This window comes from Streptomyces sp. 11x1, assembly GCF_032598905.1.
GTDB lineage: Bacteria > Actinomycetota > Actinomycetes > Streptomycetales > Streptomycetaceae > Streptomyces.
The window spans coordinates 8,318,118-8,334,413 of the sequence record NZ_CP122458.1 but is presented as its reverse complement, the minus strand read 5'-3'; the positions used below and the strand labels follow the sequence as shown (position 1 = coordinate 8,334,413).

The window sequence follows — 16,296 nt, the reverse complement described above, 5'->3', positions numbered from 1 at the left end:
GGGGTCAGCCGCCGGCCGCGCCCGGCTCGGGGGCCGTGGGCCGAGCCGTCCAGCGGAGTTTGACGTTGAGGTGGGCCGTGGCCTTGGCGCTGGCGATGACACCGCCGAGCTTGCTGTCGAGCGTGACGGCGAAGCCGACCTCCACCTCGTCGGGCCGCCGGCCGGCCTGCCGAAAGCCGTCCATCATCTCGGCCGCCGCGGCGGTCACCGGTGCCAGCGCCTCCCGCAGGCTCTGCTCGGCGGTCTGCAGCCGGTCGCCCAGTCCGACGGCCCCGGTACCGACACGGCTGTTGGCGGGCGCCACGGCGACGGTTGTTCCGTCGGCGAGGGAAAAGGTCACGACGTCTGACATGAGGGCCTTTCTCGGGCTCGGTTCAGGGGGCGGTGCAGAACTTGGCGGTGGTGTCCGGCCGCTCGGCGGGCTTCAGGTCGGCGCTGATCCTGTCGAGCGCCTTGAGGTGCTCGGCGAGCACCTCCTGTTTCCGGTCCGAGCGCAGGTGGACGAAGTAGTCGACGACCGCGCGGTAGAAGGCCGCTGCCAGCTCGGGGGCCATCGTGTCGGCGGCGCTGAAGCAGAGGGTGCGGGCGTCGTCCTGGAGGATCCCGGCGACGAGTCGCTGGGCGTCCCGGGGTTTCTCGGGCGGCATGACCCCCCGGACGGCGGAGAAGGCCGAACTGCCCTCGCCGCCGACCCAGCGGCGCTGGGTGGTCGCGTCGGCCAGATGGGCGACCAGGTTCCTGGTGTCCTCGTTCGCTGTGAACATGGCGATGTAGTCGGCCGACACCTGCACGGGCACGTCCTTCGCGGGGGCCGTGAACGCGTAGTTCTCCGCCACGAGGGAGGCGGTCGGAGAGCGCAGCGCGCCGAGCGCACCGTGCGCGAGGTCGCAGGTGCGGTCGACGCCGGACATCTCCATGGCGACGTCGGTGAAGTTCTTCACCGACGCGTCGCGCGAGGTGCCGCGAACCACCTCGCCCCACTCGCGCCACGCCGCGCTCATCCTGGGTGACTCCCACGAGAGCCGGCCGCGGAGCCATTCCTCGTACATCTCCTTCCCCCCGTCTCCGGAGAGCAGGATGTCGGCGATCCAGTCGGCGCCCGGCCAGCCCGATGTCGCCCCCGATTCCATCCCGAGGCACCAACTCCCGCCCGGGGCACCGTGCTCGGCGCGCACCGCCGACCGCCATACGGGGCGCGCCCCGACGACGGCGGGGTCGTACCAGATCAGGGACTTGACATCGACCTTGACCGGAACGGCCAGGAGGCCATCGCCCTTCGCAGGTGGCCTGAAGGGCTCCCGGAATCGGGACGCCGGAATGTTCTCGATGGGCTGCAGGACAGGCTCATAGCGCCGGATGGAGCCGAGGCTGGGGAGAACCACCAGATCGGGCCGGTTGGCCTTCTTCGCCGCGGAGTCGAGGTGCTGGTCCAGCGCGCGGGTGGCCTGGACCAGCACCTCGATCTCACCGTGGTCCTCGTCGTAGGCCGAGATGATCGACTGGAACGCGCTGAACTCGGCCCCTCCCCACGGCACCATGATCGTGACGGTGCGCCGGGGTTTCTCCGCGCAGCCGGAGAGGCCCAGCAACAGGCCGAGGGCCAGGGCACATCGAGCGAGCCGCGCCCCCATCGCCCTCATGACGCCGGGAACCGGTACTCGGCCAGACGCGGGCCGTAGGCGCGGTGCGCCAGCACGGCGGCGGCGGCCAGCAGGGAGAGCAGCACCGGCATGACCATCGCATAGCTCTGCTGGGTGAGAACGTGGCCGTCGCCGTACTGGGGGCCCTGGGCACAGACGAGGACCGCGACGGCGAAGGTGATCAGGAGCGAGGCGCCGAGCATCGGGCTCACCCACCGCCGGAAGTGCGTCGCCAGCACGCGTGCGGTGACCCAGGCCAGGATCAGCTGGACCAGCGCGGGTCCCAGCAACAGCGACAGCAGCACCGGAGGTTCCACCCAGTCGGGTCGCTGCCGCTGCGCCTGCGCCTTCTGGAAATCCCCGAGTGCGTCGAGGGCGGGGATCAGGCCGCCGGTGTAGGGCACCGCCACGCTCTCCCCGTCCGACTGGCGTCGATAGGTCTCGTCGTCGGCCTCCATGGCCTGTAACGCGGACCGGGCGACTTCCTGCCTGTGCTCCTCCCCGGCGGGGAAGCGGTCGTACTGCTGGGCGGCGATGTCCGCGAGGTGGACGCTGGTGGCCAACTGCCCCAGCACGAACTGGAAGTTCCGTCGTCCCTCCTTGCCCGTGGTGTTGCCTTCCATGGCCAGGGCGATGGCCGTGTTCGCCTCGCCGATCTTGTTCACGAAGCCCGACCCGGTGCCCGTGAGAATCACGTTGCCGTTCGCGAAGCTCAGCCTCAGCTCGTCCCTCGCCCGTTCGGCCGCGGTCGTCGCTCTGCGGATATTGCTCCGCGACTGCTCCGTCCTCTCCGCGGCAATGCTGTTGATCATGGCTTCCGTCCCCACCGCCACCACGGCCACGGCCACGAACGCGATACAGGCCAGCACGCCGTTCCGTAGCCGCCGCAGCACCTCGACCGGGTGCGCTCGGGCGTCGGACGACGTCGGTTCGTCCAGCCGTACCGTCATGACGCCCCCGCCCCCGTCCCCCGCTCCGCGTCCTCGCGGCTGTCGGGACGTGGGGGCGGCAGGGCGTCGACCGGTTCCCCCGGCCCGGTCGGCGCTGCGGCTCGGTACGTCGATTCGAGACCGACGCGCTGCATCTCGCCCCGGGTGACGTCGGGCCGCAGCAGGACCTCGCCGTGGTCGTCCCTGATCGCGACGCTCTCCAGCAGCCGTACGCGTGCGCTGTCGTCCAGGTCATGTGCGAGCGCCAGCGCGTGGCGCAGTTCCTGATGTGCTTCCAAGAGGTCCCCTCGTCCGTGGGCGTTGGCGCAGCCGCGCATGGCCAGGCCCAGTTCGTGCGCGTTCTCCGCGCGGGTGAGTTCCTCGGGCCGGGCGGGGAGCGGGTCCCGGGTCGTGTGCCGTCGTACGACCATCGCCCTGGCGTCCGCGCAGCGTGCGCGCTCACCGGTGGAGGTCTCCGCGAGGAGTTCGATATGGGCGGCGCGCAGTTCCTCGCCGACGGGCAGGGAGGGGGCGGCGAACCGCAGGGACAGCCGGTACTGCCGGTGCGCGGCGCCCCAGGAACCGAGGGGAATGTGCAGGAGGCCCCCGTCACGCTGCTGATGCCCCGTCAACTCGGCTTCGACCGGACGGATCTGGCGCACGGAGGCGAGCCGGAAGCGGCTGTCGAGCCGCAGGCCCAGGTAGACCCGGGGGACGACCAGACGCTGGGCCTGCCGTACCAGCGTCGTGAGGTCGTCCGTGAGGGAGCTCGCGTCGACGGCCCTCGCGCTGCCGTGCAGCGTCTGGGTGATGTGCAGCAGTTCGGTGTAGCTCCAGTCGTCGCCCAGTCCCCGCGCGTCGCACACGAAGCGGTCGGCGCAGCCGGCCAGCGCACGCTCCAGCTGCTCGGGGGTCTCGTGTTCGTTCCTGCCGTCGGTGTAGAGCGAGGCGTGGCGCACGGCCTGTGAGGGTGCCGACTCCAGCAGGTCGGCGGTGTGGGTCAGCCAGCGGCCGATCGCCGTACCCCCTTCGGCCCACAGGGCGCTGATCCGGCGCTTCGCGGCCTGTCTGGTCGCGGGGCCGGCGACGGCCAGCCCGTGCTCCGGCGGGGGCGGGAAGACGTTCCGGGCGACGTGGGTGCCGGCGACGACGCCGAAGTACGTGTGGTCCGGCAGGGCGTCGACGGCGGCGCAGACGGCCTGTCTAGCCGCCCCGATCTTTCCGGCGTCGGCCATCGAGAGCGAACAGTCCATCACGAGGACCTCGGCGAGCGGCACGTCGGCGGTCCGGCCCGCGACGGGCTCGCCGCGGACGGTGACCAGGGCGTCCGCCCGCTGCGCGTCGTGCGCGAGGTCACCGGCCACGTCCGTCTCGATGGTGAAGCGCAGCCCGGGTGTCGCCCCCGTGGCCGTCGTCCTCGTGTTCATGTCCCCCGAAGTCATGTCCCCCCAGCACAAGGCAGCCAAGGAGCCGCCGCTTGCACGATCTTTCTAGGTCGTCCGCCGTCTCCTGGGTGCGAGTCGGGACCAAGGCCACCTGATCGGGGGACGCAGGCGGTTCGCCAGGTCGACGAGATCCCGGTGGTCGTGCCGGTCCTCGGCGTACGGCGCCAGGTCCCGCACGGCTTCGGAGAGGCCCTGCGGCCGGCCCGACACGGCGTACTGCGCGAACGCGATCTCCGCCCGCACACCGAGCCGCTCGTTGTGGCCGATGACCAGATCCTCCAGTGCGCTGTCGGCCGACTCCACGTCGCCGGGGCCGAGTTCGAGCGGGGCTTTGGTAGTGGTCAGGGCGACCCGCAGGCGTACCGCGGCGATCCCCGCCGTCCGCTCGAAGCGGAACTCCTGTGCCAGCCGCTCCGCCGTGGCCACGGCGTCCGCGCGGTGCCCCTCCCGCAGCAGCACCCGGGCGAGGCCGAAACTCGCGGCGCCGAGCGCGGGAGCCGTGTGGACCACCGCCTCGTAGTACGTCCGGGCCGCCGCGAGCCGGTCGTCGCGTTCCGCGCAGAGTCCGAGGGCGAGCAACGGGACGAGTTCGCCCGGCAGCAGGTCCCGGACGTTCTCGAAGTGGTCGGCCGCGGCCCGTGGCCGGTCGTGGGCGAGGGCGACGAGACCGGCGTACCAGTGGTGCGGCCAGTCCCACTCGGGCAGGGCGGCGTCGGACAGGAGCCGTTCCGCCTCGGTCGTCTCGCCCCGCCGCAGCGCGTCGTGGCAGGCGTCCAGTGCGAGCCGGGCCCGGTCCCCGGTGCGCCGGTGGTAGGGGTCGGGGGGCGGGGGCGGCAGGGCCGCCATGATCTCCAGCCGGGTGGGCGGGGCGAAGGGTGCCCCGAGCCGGCAGGCTCCGTCCGGGGTTATGCGTGCGTCCACCCAGTGCCGGAGGGGGCGCGCCGCCCCGAGTCCTCCGTGCAGCGGCTCGGTCATGGATCCGAACTGCACCGAGACCCGCGCACACCGCCGGCTCCTCGGTGCTGCCGCCACGACCTGCCGGATCACACCGCTGAGCTGTTCCGCGAACTGGCGGGCGGAGGTGAAGCGGCGTTCCGGCGCATCGACGCGAGTGGCGCGGCGCAGCAACCGGTTCAGGGAGTCGACGGGGATGTCCTGGGGGCCGGCGCGCAGATGGCTCCGGCACACTTCCTGGAGCGTGCTGCCCAGGCAGTACAGGTCCAGGCCCGCCGTGGGGCGGTCGTGCTCGGGGTCGGGTTCGCCCGTGCCCGGGTGACGCTCCGGCGGGGCGTAGGTCGCGGTGAAGGCGACGAGCGGGTGGGTGTCCTTCATGGAGCGGACGGCGCCGAAGTCGATGAGACGCACCCGGTCGTGGGCGGCGGTGTCGCCCTTCTCGGTGAACCGGATGATGTTCGACGGCTTCACGTCGCAGTGCAGCAACTGGCGGGCGTGCAGGTAGTCGAGTGCCTGGAGGATGCGCAGGCCGTGTGCCAGGAGGAGCTCCAGCGAGTCGCCGTGCCGTGCGGCGAACCGTGTGCCGGGGATGTGTTCGAGGACCAGGTAGGGGCCCTGGGGCTCGTAGCTGAGAATGCGGACGATGCTGTCGTGGCGGAGTCCGACGAGCGCGTTGCGCTCCTCGCGGGCCGTCCTCGCGACCGACTCCTGCAGGACCTTGAGCACCACGTCCGTGTTGAGGTTGTGGTCGTGACAGAGGTACGCCTTCCCGAACGCACCGGCACCGAGCATCCGCTTGACGACGTAACGGTCGGCGAGGGTCCGGCCGTGCGGTCCCGAGGCGGGATCGGACGGAGCGCGGCAGACGGTGCAGTGGCCCGGGTCCTGGCCTTGGTGCCGGCCTCCCGGGTCTTCGTCCCCGCGGCCTGCGGCGCCGCAGGTCGGGTTCGGGCAGGGGTCGTGCTCCTCGGTGCCCGGTGTCGCGTCCCTGTCGGGCCGGTCCGCTCCCGGGGCGTCCGGTGCGGGCCGCGCGCACTCCGTGTCCACCAGGTCCAGTCCCCACCAGGGTGCCGTGGGAACCTGTTCGGCCTCTTCGGGGGCGCCGACCGCCGGGTCGTCGCCGGGGGACCGTCCGGCCTCCTCCACGGCGGTGGCCACCGCCACGCCGCCGGGTAGCTGTCCGGCCTCTTCCGGGACCACGACCGCCGCCGTACTTTCGCCGACGGGCCCGGGAAGCTGGGGCGGCTCGGGCGCCGGTATGGACGTCGGCGGCCCGAACCGGCGCAGCGGACGCAGGGCGCACACGCCGCAGAACCCGTGTTCGTCGATCGTGCCGACGCCGCAGTCGGACCGGTCACACCTCTCCACGGCTGTCCCTCCTGGCCTGCTCGATCCGCCGGTGGACCTCGTCCCGGTACTGTGCGACGGCGGTCCGCGCGGCCTTGAGGTCGACCGGCACGGTGCGCAGCGGTCCGGCCGCCGATCCGTACCGCGCGGCGAGGTCGGCGTCCTCGGCGCCGAACGCGTCCCGGGCCCGTACCCGGTGCACTTCCAGTTCGTGCAGGAGGTCGTCGTACCGGCCGACGAGCCGCCCCAGCTCCCGTTCGGCACCCGCCACCTCGCGCAGCGCCGAACGGGCCGCCGCGGCGATCGCCGCCAGTTCGGCGTGCGCGCCCGGGCCCTTCGCCACGGCGAGCCGCACGCGCAGTTGCGGGGCGCGGCGCGGCGGCAGCCGTGGCGAGCGGAGGAAGCTCAGCCCCCACCGCGCGTACAGGGTGGAGGCGTCGTCCTCCGCGCCGCTGAGCCGTTCGACGGTTTCACAGGCGTCCTCGCGCGGCACGGCCTCGGGCGGGCCCTCGTCCACGTGGTCGTCCATCATGTCCGAGCCGAGCGCGACCTCGTACGGCAGACCGGGCGGCGGCCCCGCGTCGAACCCGAGGACGAGCCGGACACCACGGGTCCGGGCCCGCAGCGCGAGCGGTCTCAGCAGGTCGCGCAGCAGCGACTCCGGCTCGGCGGAGCGGTCCACCCTGGCGAGGACGAGACAGACGGGAGGGGTGCGGTGCGTCAGCCGGTGCAGCAGGTCGGCGGCGTCGTGGGGGAAACCGAACCGGTCGGCGAGATAGTGCCGGACCTGTGCCGTCGTTCTGCCCCGGGCGTCGTACGCCGCGTCGACGGAACCGAGACGCAGGACGGTGTGACGCGGGGCCGTGGACAGTTCGAGATCCGAGATCGCGGCGCGTGCGACCGGGTCCGCGGTGCGTACGAGCCGTACCAGCCACGATGTGCCGGTCTCGGTGGCGCCGCCGGTCAGCACCACGGTGCCCGACCATTCGCCGCTGAGCAGACGGACGAGTTCCTGGGTGAGGGTGAGGCGCAGGGGGTCGTCCAGCCCCTGGTGCGGGGGTGTGGCGCCGGCCGGGAGCAGACAGGTGGTCGGCGCGCCCTGCACATACGGTTCGAGGCCGGGCAGATAGCCGCGCACGGTCTCGGTCGGGAGCATCCACGCGGCTCTGGCGTCACCGTCGACGAAGTCGGCCACCACGATGCCGACGACACGGCCGGCGAAGTCGCCGTCGAGGGCCACGACGCCCGAGCCGGAGAAGCCCTGTTCGATCCACGGCCGACCGCCGTGCACGGGGTTCAGCTGGGCCCACTCGCCCTCCCGGGAGCCGGAGCCCGCCATTTCGGCGTCGACACCGATGCCGTTCTCCTCCAGGCGCGGGAAGCCGTACACCCGCACCCTTCCGCCGGAGACGGGGGCCTGCCACAGCCGGGTGCCGCCGTCGCACGGCGCCGGGTCGTCGAGCCGGAGAAGGGCGACGTCGCCGCGTCGTGTGCGGTTGCGGTACACCCACTCGCCCGGCTCGATCCGTGCCGTGACGCTCCACTCCGGGCGGCAGACGGCGCTCGTGACGCGGACATGCGCGTCGGCGCTGTCCGGCGAGGCCCCGGCCTCGGCGACGACGTGCGCGCAGGTGAGCACGTGCCGACTGTCCAGGAGGACGCCGGCTCCACGGGGCCGACCGCTGTCGTCGTCCACTCTGACGCGCCAGGGATTCTCACCGTGGCGATGCCGCTGCATGCGGTCACCCTGCCACGGGCGTGCCCTTCCGCCCTGGCGTCGCGTCCCTCCTGGGCCGTCGCACGGCGCTGCCCCGCAGAAGTGGACTGACGTCCGAGGGGTGACTGTCGCGCGGAGCGTGGACGGGAGGGACGCGGCAGAACGGGGCCGGGTCCGCCCCCGCGCGGTCAGGTCATCGCGCAGGGCGTCACTGGATGACCCCGCTGTACGCGTTCAGCGCCGGCTGCCCGCCCAGGTGCGCGTAGAGCACGGTGGAGTCCGCGTCGATCTCGCCGCGCTCGATCAGATCGACCATCCCCGCCATGGACTTGCCCTCGTAGACGGGGTCGGTGACCATGCCCTCGGTGCGTGCCGCGAGTTGCATGGCGACGAGGGTGGCGTCGTCCGGGACGCCGTAGATCCCGGCGTGGTACCGCTCGTCCAGTTCCACGTCGGCGACGGTCAACTCTCGCTTGAGACCGATGAGTTGCCCGGTGTTGTGCGCGATCCGCGCAATCTGCTCACGGGTGCTGTCCGGCTTGGCCGAGGCATCGATGCCGATGACTCGGCGCGGCCGCCCACCCGCCTCCTCCAGCGCGGCGAAACCGGCCACCATGCCGGCCTGGGTCGAGCCGGTCACCGAGCACACGATCACCGTGTCGAAGAAGACGCCCAACTCCCGCTCCTGCTCGGCCACTTCGTACGCCCAGCCGGCGAAGCCCAGGCCGCCGAGGGGATGGTCGGAGGCACCGGCCGGGATGGCGTACGGCTTGCCGCCACTCTCCTCGACCTCCCTGAGCGCCAGTTCCCAGCTCTCCTTGAAGCCGATGCCGAAGTCGGCCCGGACGAGCCGTACGTCGGCGCCCGCCAGGCGGCTGATCAGGATGTTGCCGACCTTGTCGTAGACGGCGTCCGGCCAGTCCACCCAGCTCTCCTGCACGAGCACGCACTTGAGCCCGGCGCGCGCGGCCACGGCGGCGACCTGACGGGTGTGGTTGGACTGCACACCACCGATGGAGACGAGGGTGTCGCAGCCCTGCGCGAGCGCGTCGGCGACCAGGTACTCCAGCTTGCGGGTCTTGTTGCCGCCGTAGGCGATACCGGAGTTGCAGTCCTCTCGCTTGGCCCAGACGGCGGCGCCGCCCAGATGGGCGGTCAGCCGCTCCAGCGGGTGCACCGGTGAGGGCCCGAAGAGGAGCGGATAGCGCTCGAAGGAAGAAAGGGACACGGGTCCTCCCGGGGATGTCCTTGGAGTGGGTCAGTGGTCCGCCGCGTCGGCGGCTTGCTGGTCGACGGCCTCGGCCCGGGGTCCGCCTACTCGCCCGGCTGCCTCGGCTTGCTCGGCTTTTTCGCCCTCGTCGCTCTCGTCGCCCTGTTCGCTCTCGTCGACGAGCGCGGCCAGGCCGTGCCAGATCTCCGCCGTCACACGGACCGCCTCGTCGGTCTCGCCGGCCGCGCAGGCCTCGATCAGCTGCTCGTGCAGTCCGGCCGAGCGGCAGTTGCCGCCCTCGCCGAAGCGCCGGCGCTCCAGACGGCGGATGAGCGGGGTGTAGCGGGCGATGGTGGCGGCCGCGGCGTGGTTGCCGCTCACCCGGACTAGGACGTCGTGGAGTTCGTCGTCGGCGACGAGGGCGGCGTCCACGTCGCCGGTGCGGACGGCGGCGGCGAACCGCTCGTTGGCCGAGCGCATGGTCTCGACGTCCGCCGCGAACAGCCGGGGCACGGCGGCCCGGGTGGCCAGTTCGTGCATGGCCCCGACGACGGCCGCGGCGTCCCGCACATCGGCGGCCACGACGGGCGTGACCCGCGTGTAGCTCTGCGGCTTGCTCTCCAGGAGCCCCTCGTCCACCAGCCGCGAGAACGCCTCCCGCACCGGCGCCCGGGACAGCCCCAGCAACTCCGCGAACTCGGCGTCGCGCACCACCGCGCCGGGCTCGATCTCCCCGGCCACGATGGCGTCCCGGATGGCTTGGTAGGCACGGTCCCTGAGCAGGGTTCGCCCGACCGGTCGTATGGCCTCCATGAACTGAAATGTTAGATGTCAGTACGGGCTACGAACAAGAGTGTGGCCCGTGCCCCCACTGGGACACGGGCCACACTCACCTCGTCGGCCAGCGGCCGAGGGTCACTCCACCGCCCACGGCCAGTCGGCGTCCCGTGCCGCCTCCAACAGCGGAACCATCCGGAAGGCGGCGTCCGAGAGACCGCCGAAGGTGTGCCGGTTCGCCTTTCCCGAGGGGCCGTGGCCCGCCCGGTACCCTGCGAGGTTCCAGGTGTAGACCGGGACGTCGGCCGGCACCTGCGCGGTCGGGTCGCCGTAGTGGCTGTAGGTGGCCTGTTCGTCGGTGACGATCAGCACCCGGTCGTGCTTCTTGTAGTGGCGGCGGACGGCCTCGGCGGTGTCGGTGCCGCCCAGGTCGCCGAAGCGGCCGATGATCTTCAGCACAGACTCGCCCGCGCCGAACCTCACCGCCCGGCTCGTGCTCCCGAACTCGACGAGATCCGCGTCGGCCGCCCGCAGCGCGAGCGCCGTGCCGAAGACCGCCGCCGCGTCGGCGTACGTGAGCGACGAGCGGTCGGTCAACCGCGAGTAGAACATCGAACCCGAGCGGTCGACCAGGACCAGGGTCCGGCCCGGGAGCGCGGGGACGTTGGCCAGCGAGTGGCCGAGCGCCTGCTCCAGCGGGTACGCCCAGCGCAGCGAGGGTACGTGCCGGTACGCCGAGAGGTAACGGAACGGGAACTGCCGCGACCGCGCGACCTCCGCCGGGTCACTGATCCGCGCCGCCACCTGGGCCGCGACCTCGTCGGAGACGCCCGCCTCGTCGAAGTTCCGCAGGTTCCTCACCAGAGCCATGGCCCCCATGGACGCAATGACGGCCTCCCAGGCCGCCTTGTCCATCGGCCCCTGCAGCCAACCGGCCAGCGCCTCCCAGGTGATGCCCGCGTCCGCGAGCCGCTGGGCGCCCCCCGAGCCGGTCACGACCCTGCGCCGCTTCGCGGGCCGCAGCTCCATCAGGTCACGGTGTGCCGCGAGCACGGGCAGCGACCTGGGCACGACCGCCGTGTCCGGGTTGTGGCGCCGGTCGAGGGCGTACTGGAACAGGTCGCCCTGCCACGGCTTGGCCGGGTCCGGCGCCGCGTGCACCAGGTTCAGGATGTCACCGAAGCGGTAGCCCTTGGACGCGGTGTCGTACTTCAGCAGCGACTTGGGGTGGTAGAGCCGTCGTACGGCGTCGGCGACTCCCCGCTTCACGGGCTTGGGCAGGGCGCGCCCGTACCGCGAGGTCCAGTAGGCGAGCAGCTCGCCGGGCTCGTCCGGGCGCCGCAGGACCGAGTCGACGACCTGGCGGTTGGTGGGCCCGTCGGTGACGCCCGCGTCGAGCCGTGCCTTCACGTACTCGGCGGCGCCCACGATCGAGGCCGTACGGAGGTTTCCCTCCCCGCGCAGCCAGCCGAGCAGGCCGGCCGTCCACACCGGGTCGGTGACGGCGAGTCGGCGTACGAGCGCGGCGAACCGGTCGTCGCGGTCCTCGCCGCTCTCGTAGAAGGTCTTCTGCGCGACGAAGTTGGCGAGCGAGAGCAGGAACAGCTCCGAGCGCTCGTCCCGCTCACGGCCCCGGCCGCCCTCGTACGTACGGAGCACTCGCCCCGTCGAGGTGACCCGGGAGGTGGGCTGCGCCTTGCCTGCCTTCGTGTTGAATCGCGCCATGATGAATCCCCCGAATTCTTCAGCACTTCGGACTTCGTGCGTGGAATTCCTGTTCCGATACCGGGTTTCGGATATCGACCTTCAGATGTCTGATTTCTGGGGGAGGCGCGGCAGAGGGAAGGGGCCCGAGGTCGAATTCGGCGACGGCGCTTATCAACTGGCGCGTCTTCCGTTCCGCCACACCGACCCTGGGTCGATGACGGGATTCGAACCCGCACGAGGAGTCGTCCCCACCAGTTCCCGAAGTATCCGCTGCCTTCGCACCGGGCACCCACCATCTGCCGCGCCTCCCGAGATCGTGTCGCACCGGGAGGTGCGTAAAGCTTTGGGTGTCCAGAGATCGAAGCCGGCGGAACCGACGTAGGTGCTCTAACCCCTGAGCTACACCGGCGAGTTGGTACCGGTGGCGGGACTCGAACCCGCGGCCGCCCCATTATGAGTGGAAGTAGGTCCTGCCTTCGCACCTGGACAGGCACCACTCTAGGAGCCGGGCCACGGGCCGGGCCAACTAATTAATCCACCGCTTCCGCCGCTTCCAGGGCCCGGTGATGGCGAGCAGGATTCCCGGAGTCTGGATGTTGGCGTAGAGGGTCTTTCCGTCGGGCGAGAAGGTGACACCGGCGAACTCGCTGTACTCCGGCCCCTCGTCGGTGCCGATGTTCAGGTCGTTGCGGGCGATCGGGTCGGTACGGCCGCTGTCGGTGGCGCCGAACAGGTGCTGGACGCCTTCGCCGTCCTCGGCGAGGGCGATGCCGCCGTGCTGTCAGGCGCCCCCACCCCCCGACCCCATCTGCGACCGCGCCTTGAACGCCGCCTTCCGGGCCTCCTTCGCCACCTTCTTGTCGGGGTGGATCCTCCCCATCGCCTCCAGCACATCCGGCGTCGCAGGATGATCCACCCGCCACGCCGCCGCGAAGAACGACCCGTGCTGCGCGGCCAACCCCTCCATCAGCGCCCTCAGCTCCGCCGAGTTCCCCTCCGCGGCCAACTGCGCGGCAACCGTGTCGATCGTGAGCCAGAAGACCATCGCCTCGGACGGCGCCGGCACATCCCCCGCCCCGCGCTCGGTCAGCCACACCCGGGCGAGCCCGCCCAGCTCGGGGTCGTCCAGCACGTCCCGGAGGGCCGGCTCGGCCACCGCCCCCACGAGGGACAGCGCCTGCTGACAGCGCAGCCGCCGCAGCGGAGCACCCGCGTCGGACCCGCGCGCCGCGGCCAGCAGCTCCCGCGCCGCGTCCAGCGACTCACGACGGGCGAGCCACTGCTCGGTCTCGGCCTGGGCCGCCGCGGGCGGAAACGCGGCGGTGCCGTCGAGCAGCACGTCCGCGCCCTTGTCGACGAGGTCCCCCACGGCGGGCGCCACCACGCCGGCCTCCTGGAGCCGCGCCCGTACCCCGTACAGCCCGAGCGGGGTGAGGCGGACCAGGCCGTACCGGGTGACATCGGTGTCGTCGACGGCAGGCGCGCCCGCCCCCTCGGCGGCGGCCACGGCCTCCTCCGCGTCCGTCATCAGCGCCTCGTCCACCGGCTGGTACTCCACCAGCCCGATCGGCTCCAGCACCCTGAACTGGTCGTCGAGCCGCATCATGGCGTCGGAGACCTGTTCCAGGACGTCGTTGGTGGGCTCGCCCATGTCGTCGGGGACGATCATCGAGGCGGCGAGGGCGGGCAGCGGTACCGGCCCTTCGGGGCCGCCCTCGCCGGCGGTGAGGAGGTAGAGGTTGCGGAGCACTCCGTCGAGGAAGTCCGCCTCGGCGCCGGGGTCCCAGTCCAGCCGGGAGAAGTCGATCTCGCCGCCGGAGTCCATGGCCTCGACGAGGCCGTCGAGGTCGGGCACGCTCGCGTCGGCGAGGGCGGTCTCCAGGGCCGTGAGCCAGATGCCGAGCACGTCCTGCGGTCCGCCCGAGGTGAGCAACGCGAGGTCCTCGCCGACGGTGACCGTCCCGGCCTCCTCGTCCACGATCTCGACGAGGCCGGTGTCCATGGCCACCCGCCACGCCTCGCTCGCCAGGGCCGCCGCGTCCTCACCGTCGACACCACCGGCGACGCTCCCGGCGTCCCCGGTGTCCCGGGCGCTCGCGGAGCTCCCCGCGCTCCCCGCCCCCTCACCCGTGAGCCCGAGCACCCCGGCGGCCTCCGGCAACTGCTCGTCGATGAGTTCGCCCCCGGCGCCCACCCGTGTGTCCGGGCCGGCCCAGCGGGCGAGCCGCGCGGCGCGCGCGAGCAGCGGCGTGGCGAGCGCCTCCCGCGCCAGTTCCGCTTCGGAGAGGAGCCGCACCGGCGGGAGTGGCGAGCTGTCTGACATCGGCGGGGATCTCCTCGGAACATCGGAACAAGTGACGAACAGCGGCCGAGCGGTTCGGGGCCGCCGAGAGACGGCGCCCGAGGGCGATACGCGTACGAGTACGCAGCCGCTCAGCCTAGACGGATTTGAACCCATGCCGCCCGGTTCATGTACCTGCCAGGAGTTGGGTGTGGCTGAAACCTTGACAACTGGCGTGACCAGGCAGGAGATTGACGCGCGTAGAAACTCACGGGTAGCTCTGCGAGGATCACAGGGCCACCCACTGGCGCGACCGCCCGGGTTCACCGAACCCCGTCGGCGTCCGTCGGGGTTCTACGCGCGTCGCACCGCCCCACCGGTCGCAGGCCACCCCCCGTCCACTCTCGTCCCGGCGCTCACGTACGTCCCCGGAGGGATCCCCTTGCCGAGCAAGAGAACCGCGCGCATCGGCGCGCTGGCCGTCGCCACCATCTGCTCCACGGTGTCCGCCGTGGTCCTGACCTCGCCCGCCGAGGCGGACTCCATACGCATCCACGACATCCAGGGCACGACCCGGACGTCCCCGCTCGCCGGTCAGCAGGTGACCGGGGTGGAGGGCATCGTCACGGGCGTCCGCACCTACGGTTCGCGCGGCTTCTGGATCCAGGACACCCAGGCGGACTCGAACCCGGCCACGAGTGAGGGCGTCTTCGTCTTCACCAGCTCCCGGCCGACCGTTTCCGTGGGCGACGCGGTGTCGGTCGCGGGCACGGTCTCCGAGTTCGTGCCGGGCGGCACTTCGTCCGGAAACCAGTCCGTGACGCAGATCACCCGCCCGACGATCACGGTGGTCTCCACGGGCAACGCCGTCCCCGCCCCGACCGTCGTCGACGCCAGGTCGGTGCCGAACCGGTACGCCCCGACGGGTGACACCGCCGCCGGCGGTTCGATCAACGGCCTCACCCTCACCCCCGGCACGTACGCCCTGGACCGCTACGAGTCCCTGGAGGGCATGAACGTCCAGGTCGCCGACGCCCGAGTGGTGGGCGCCACCGACCCGTTCACCGAGCTGTGGGTCACCGTCAAGCCCTGGGAGAACGACAACCGCCGCGGCGGCACGGTGTACGGCTCCTACACCTCGCAGAACACCGGCCGGCTCCAGATCCAGTCGCTGGGCGCGGTCGCCGACTTCCCGAAGGCGAACGTCGGCGACACCCTGAAGGGCGCCACGGCCGGCCCCCTGGACTACAACCAGTTCGGCGGCTACACGCTGGTGGCCAACCAGCTCGGCACCCTCAAGCAGGGCGGCCTGGAGCGCGAGACGACCCGTAAGCAGGGGCGTGGCGAGCTGGCGGTGGCGACGTACAACGTCGAGAACCTGGACCCCTCGGACACCTCCTTCGCGGACCACGCGGCGGCGATCGTGCACAACCTGCAGTCGCCCGACATCGTGACCCTGGAGGAGATCCAGGACAACAACGGCGCCACCAACGACGGTACGGTCGCCGCCGACCAGACGGTGAAGAAGCTGATCGACGCGATCTCGGCGGCCGGTGGCCCGACGTACGACTGGCGCTCCATCGACCCGGTGAACCTCGCGGACGGCGGCGCGCCCGGCGGCAACATCCGCCAGGTCTTCCTGTTCAACCCCGAGCGGGTCTCCTTCACCGACCGTGCCGGCGGCGACGCGACGACCGCCGTCGGGGTGACGAAGGCGTACGGCAAGGCACGGCTGACGGTCTCCCCCGGCCGTATCGACCCGGCGAACGCCGCCTGGACGGACAGCCGCAAGCCGCTGGTCGGCGAGTTCTCCTTCCGCGGCAAGTCCGTTTTCGTGATCGCGAACCACTTCGCGTCCAAGGGCGGCGACCAGTCGCTGCACTCGGAGTTCCAGCCGCCGAAGCGGAGTTCGGAGACCCAGCGTCACCTCCAGGCGACCGCCGTGAACACCTTCGTGAAGGAGATCCTGGCGAAGGAGAGGAACGCGGACGTCATCGCCCTCGGCGACATCAACGACTTCGAGTTCTCCGAGACCGCCGAGCTGCTGGAGGACGGCGGCGCCCTGTGGTCGGCGGTCAAGTCGCTGCCGAGGAGCGAGCGTTACTCGTACGTCTTCCAGGGCAACACGCAGGTCCTCGACCAGATCCTGATCAGTCCGTCGATCCGGCGCTCGTGCGACTTCACGTACGACAGCGTGCACACCAACGCGGAGTTCAACGACCAGATCAGCGACCACGACCCGCAGGTGCTGCGCTTCAGGCCGTAGCACCCGCGAGGCCGACGGGGTGT

The 16,296-nt window shown here is 71.8% G+C and carries 10 protein-coding genes and 2 pseudogenes; 1 reads left to right on the top strand and 11 read right to left on the bottom strand.

The features are described from left to right. Positions 1-4: 4 nt before the first annotated feature. The 11 genes and pseudogenes from P8T65_RS36540 to P8T65_RS36490 form a co-directional block, all read right to left on the bottom strand. On the bottom strand, positions 5-352 hold the full coding sequence (locus P8T65_RS36540; RefSeq protein ID WP_316729489.1) for a CU044_2847 family protein: 348 nt from the start codon (positions 350-352) through the stop codon (positions 5-7). 22 nt (positions 353-374) lie between these two features. Next, entirely contained in the window at positions 375-1,631 is a 1,257-nt protein-coding gene (locus P8T65_RS36535) for a hypothetical protein (protein WP_316729487.1), read from the bottom strand. A 5-nt stretch (positions 1,632-1,636) separates the two neighbouring features. After that, positions 1,637-2,590, bottom strand: a complete 954-nt coding sequence (locus tag P8T65_RS36530; protein ID WP_316729485.1) for a hypothetical protein — start codon at positions 2,588-2,590, stop codon at positions 1,637-1,639. Continuing rightward, positions 2,587-3,996, bottom strand: a complete 1,410-nt coding sequence (locus P8T65_RS36525; RefSeq protein WP_316729484.1) for a vWA domain-containing protein — start codon at positions 3,994-3,996, stop codon at positions 2,587-2,589. Before P8T65_RS36525 ends, P8T65_RS36530 begins: the two co-directional genes overlap by 4 nt. A gap of 63 nt (positions 3,997-4,059) precedes the next feature. Beyond that, positions 4,060-6,336 carry a tetratricopeptide repeat protein gene (locus tag P8T65_RS36520; protein ID WP_316729483.1) on the bottom strand — a complete coding sequence of 759 codons (2,277 nt, stop codon included), beginning with the start codon at positions 6,334-6,336 and terminating at the stop codon, positions 4,060-4,062. Beyond that, complete coding sequence (locus P8T65_RS36515) at positions 6,323-8,053, bottom strand: serine protease (protein ID WP_316729481.1); 1,731 nt, start codon at positions 8,051-8,053, stop codon at positions 6,323-6,325. Before P8T65_RS36515 ends, P8T65_RS36520 begins: the two co-directional genes overlap by 14 nt. A gap of 187 nt (positions 8,054-8,240) precedes the next feature. Continuing rightward, positions 8,241-9,260 carry a 1-aminocyclopropane-1-carboxylate deaminase gene (locus P8T65_RS36510; protein WP_316729480.1) on the bottom strand — a complete coding sequence of 340 codons (1,020 nt, stop codon included), beginning with the start codon at positions 9,258-9,260 and terminating at the stop codon, positions 8,241-8,243. A gap of 156 nt (positions 9,261-9,416) precedes the next feature. Then, positions 9,417-10,055: pseudogene (locus tag P8T65_RS36505) on the bottom strand (GntR family transcriptional regulator); the annotation flags it as partial. Positions 10,056-10,157: 102 nt separating this feature from the next. After that, positions 10,158-11,744, bottom strand: a complete 1,587-nt coding sequence (locus P8T65_RS36500; RefSeq protein WP_316729479.1) for a TROVE domain-containing protein — start codon at positions 11,742-11,744, stop codon at positions 10,158-10,160. Between the two features lie 508 nt (positions 11,745-12,252). Continuing rightward, positions 12,253-12,504 (bottom strand): annotated as a pseudogene (locus P8T65_RS36495) (alkaline phosphatase PhoX); the annotation flags it as partial. 3 nt (positions 12,505-12,507) lie between these two features. Continuing rightward, positions 12,508-14,049, bottom strand: coding sequence for a hypothetical protein (locus tag P8T65_RS36490; protein WP_316729477.1), 1,542 nt, complete (start codon positions 14,047-14,049; stop codon positions 12,508-12,510). A gap of 400 nt (positions 14,050-14,449) precedes the next feature. Between P8T65_RS36490 and P8T65_RS36485 the strand changes: the two genes are divergently transcribed. Then, positions 14,450-16,273 (top strand): endonuclease/exonuclease/phosphatase family protein, encoded by a 1,824-nt coding sequence (locus P8T65_RS36485; RefSeq protein WP_316729476.1) that lies wholly within the window; start codon positions 14,450-14,452, stop codon positions 16,271-16,273. Positions 16,274-16,296: the final 23 nt, after the last annotated feature.

Bases quoted from the DNA above. Each gene is read 5' to 3' on its own strand.
- P8T65_RS36540 (WP_316729489.1), bottom strand. From the start codon at position 352: ATGTCAGACGTCGTGACCTTTTCCCTCGCCGACGGAACAACCGTCGCC.
- P8T65_RS36535 (WP_316729487.1), bottom strand. From the start codon at position 1,631: ATGGGGGCGCGGCTCGCTCGATGTGCCCTGGCCCTCGGCCTGTTGCTG.
- P8T65_RS36530 (WP_316729485.1), bottom strand. From the start codon at position 2,590: ATGACGGTACGGCTGGACGAACCGACGTCGTCCGACGCCCGAGCGCAC.
- P8T65_RS36525 (WP_316729484.1), bottom strand. From the start codon at position 3,996: ATGAACACGAGGACGACGGCCACGGGGGCGACACCCGGGCTGCGCTTC.
- P8T65_RS36515 (WP_316729481.1), bottom strand. From the start codon at position 8,053: ATGCAGCGGCATCGCCACGGTGAGAATCCCTGGCGCGTCAGAGTGGAC.
- P8T65_RS36500 (WP_316729479.1), bottom strand. From the start codon at position 11,744: ATGGCGCGATTCAACACGAAGGCAGGCAAGGCGCAGCCCACCTCCCGG.
- P8T65_RS36490 (WP_316729477.1), bottom strand. From the start codon at position 14,049: ATGTCAGACAGCTCGCCACTCCCGCCGGTGCGGCTCCTCTCCGAAGCG.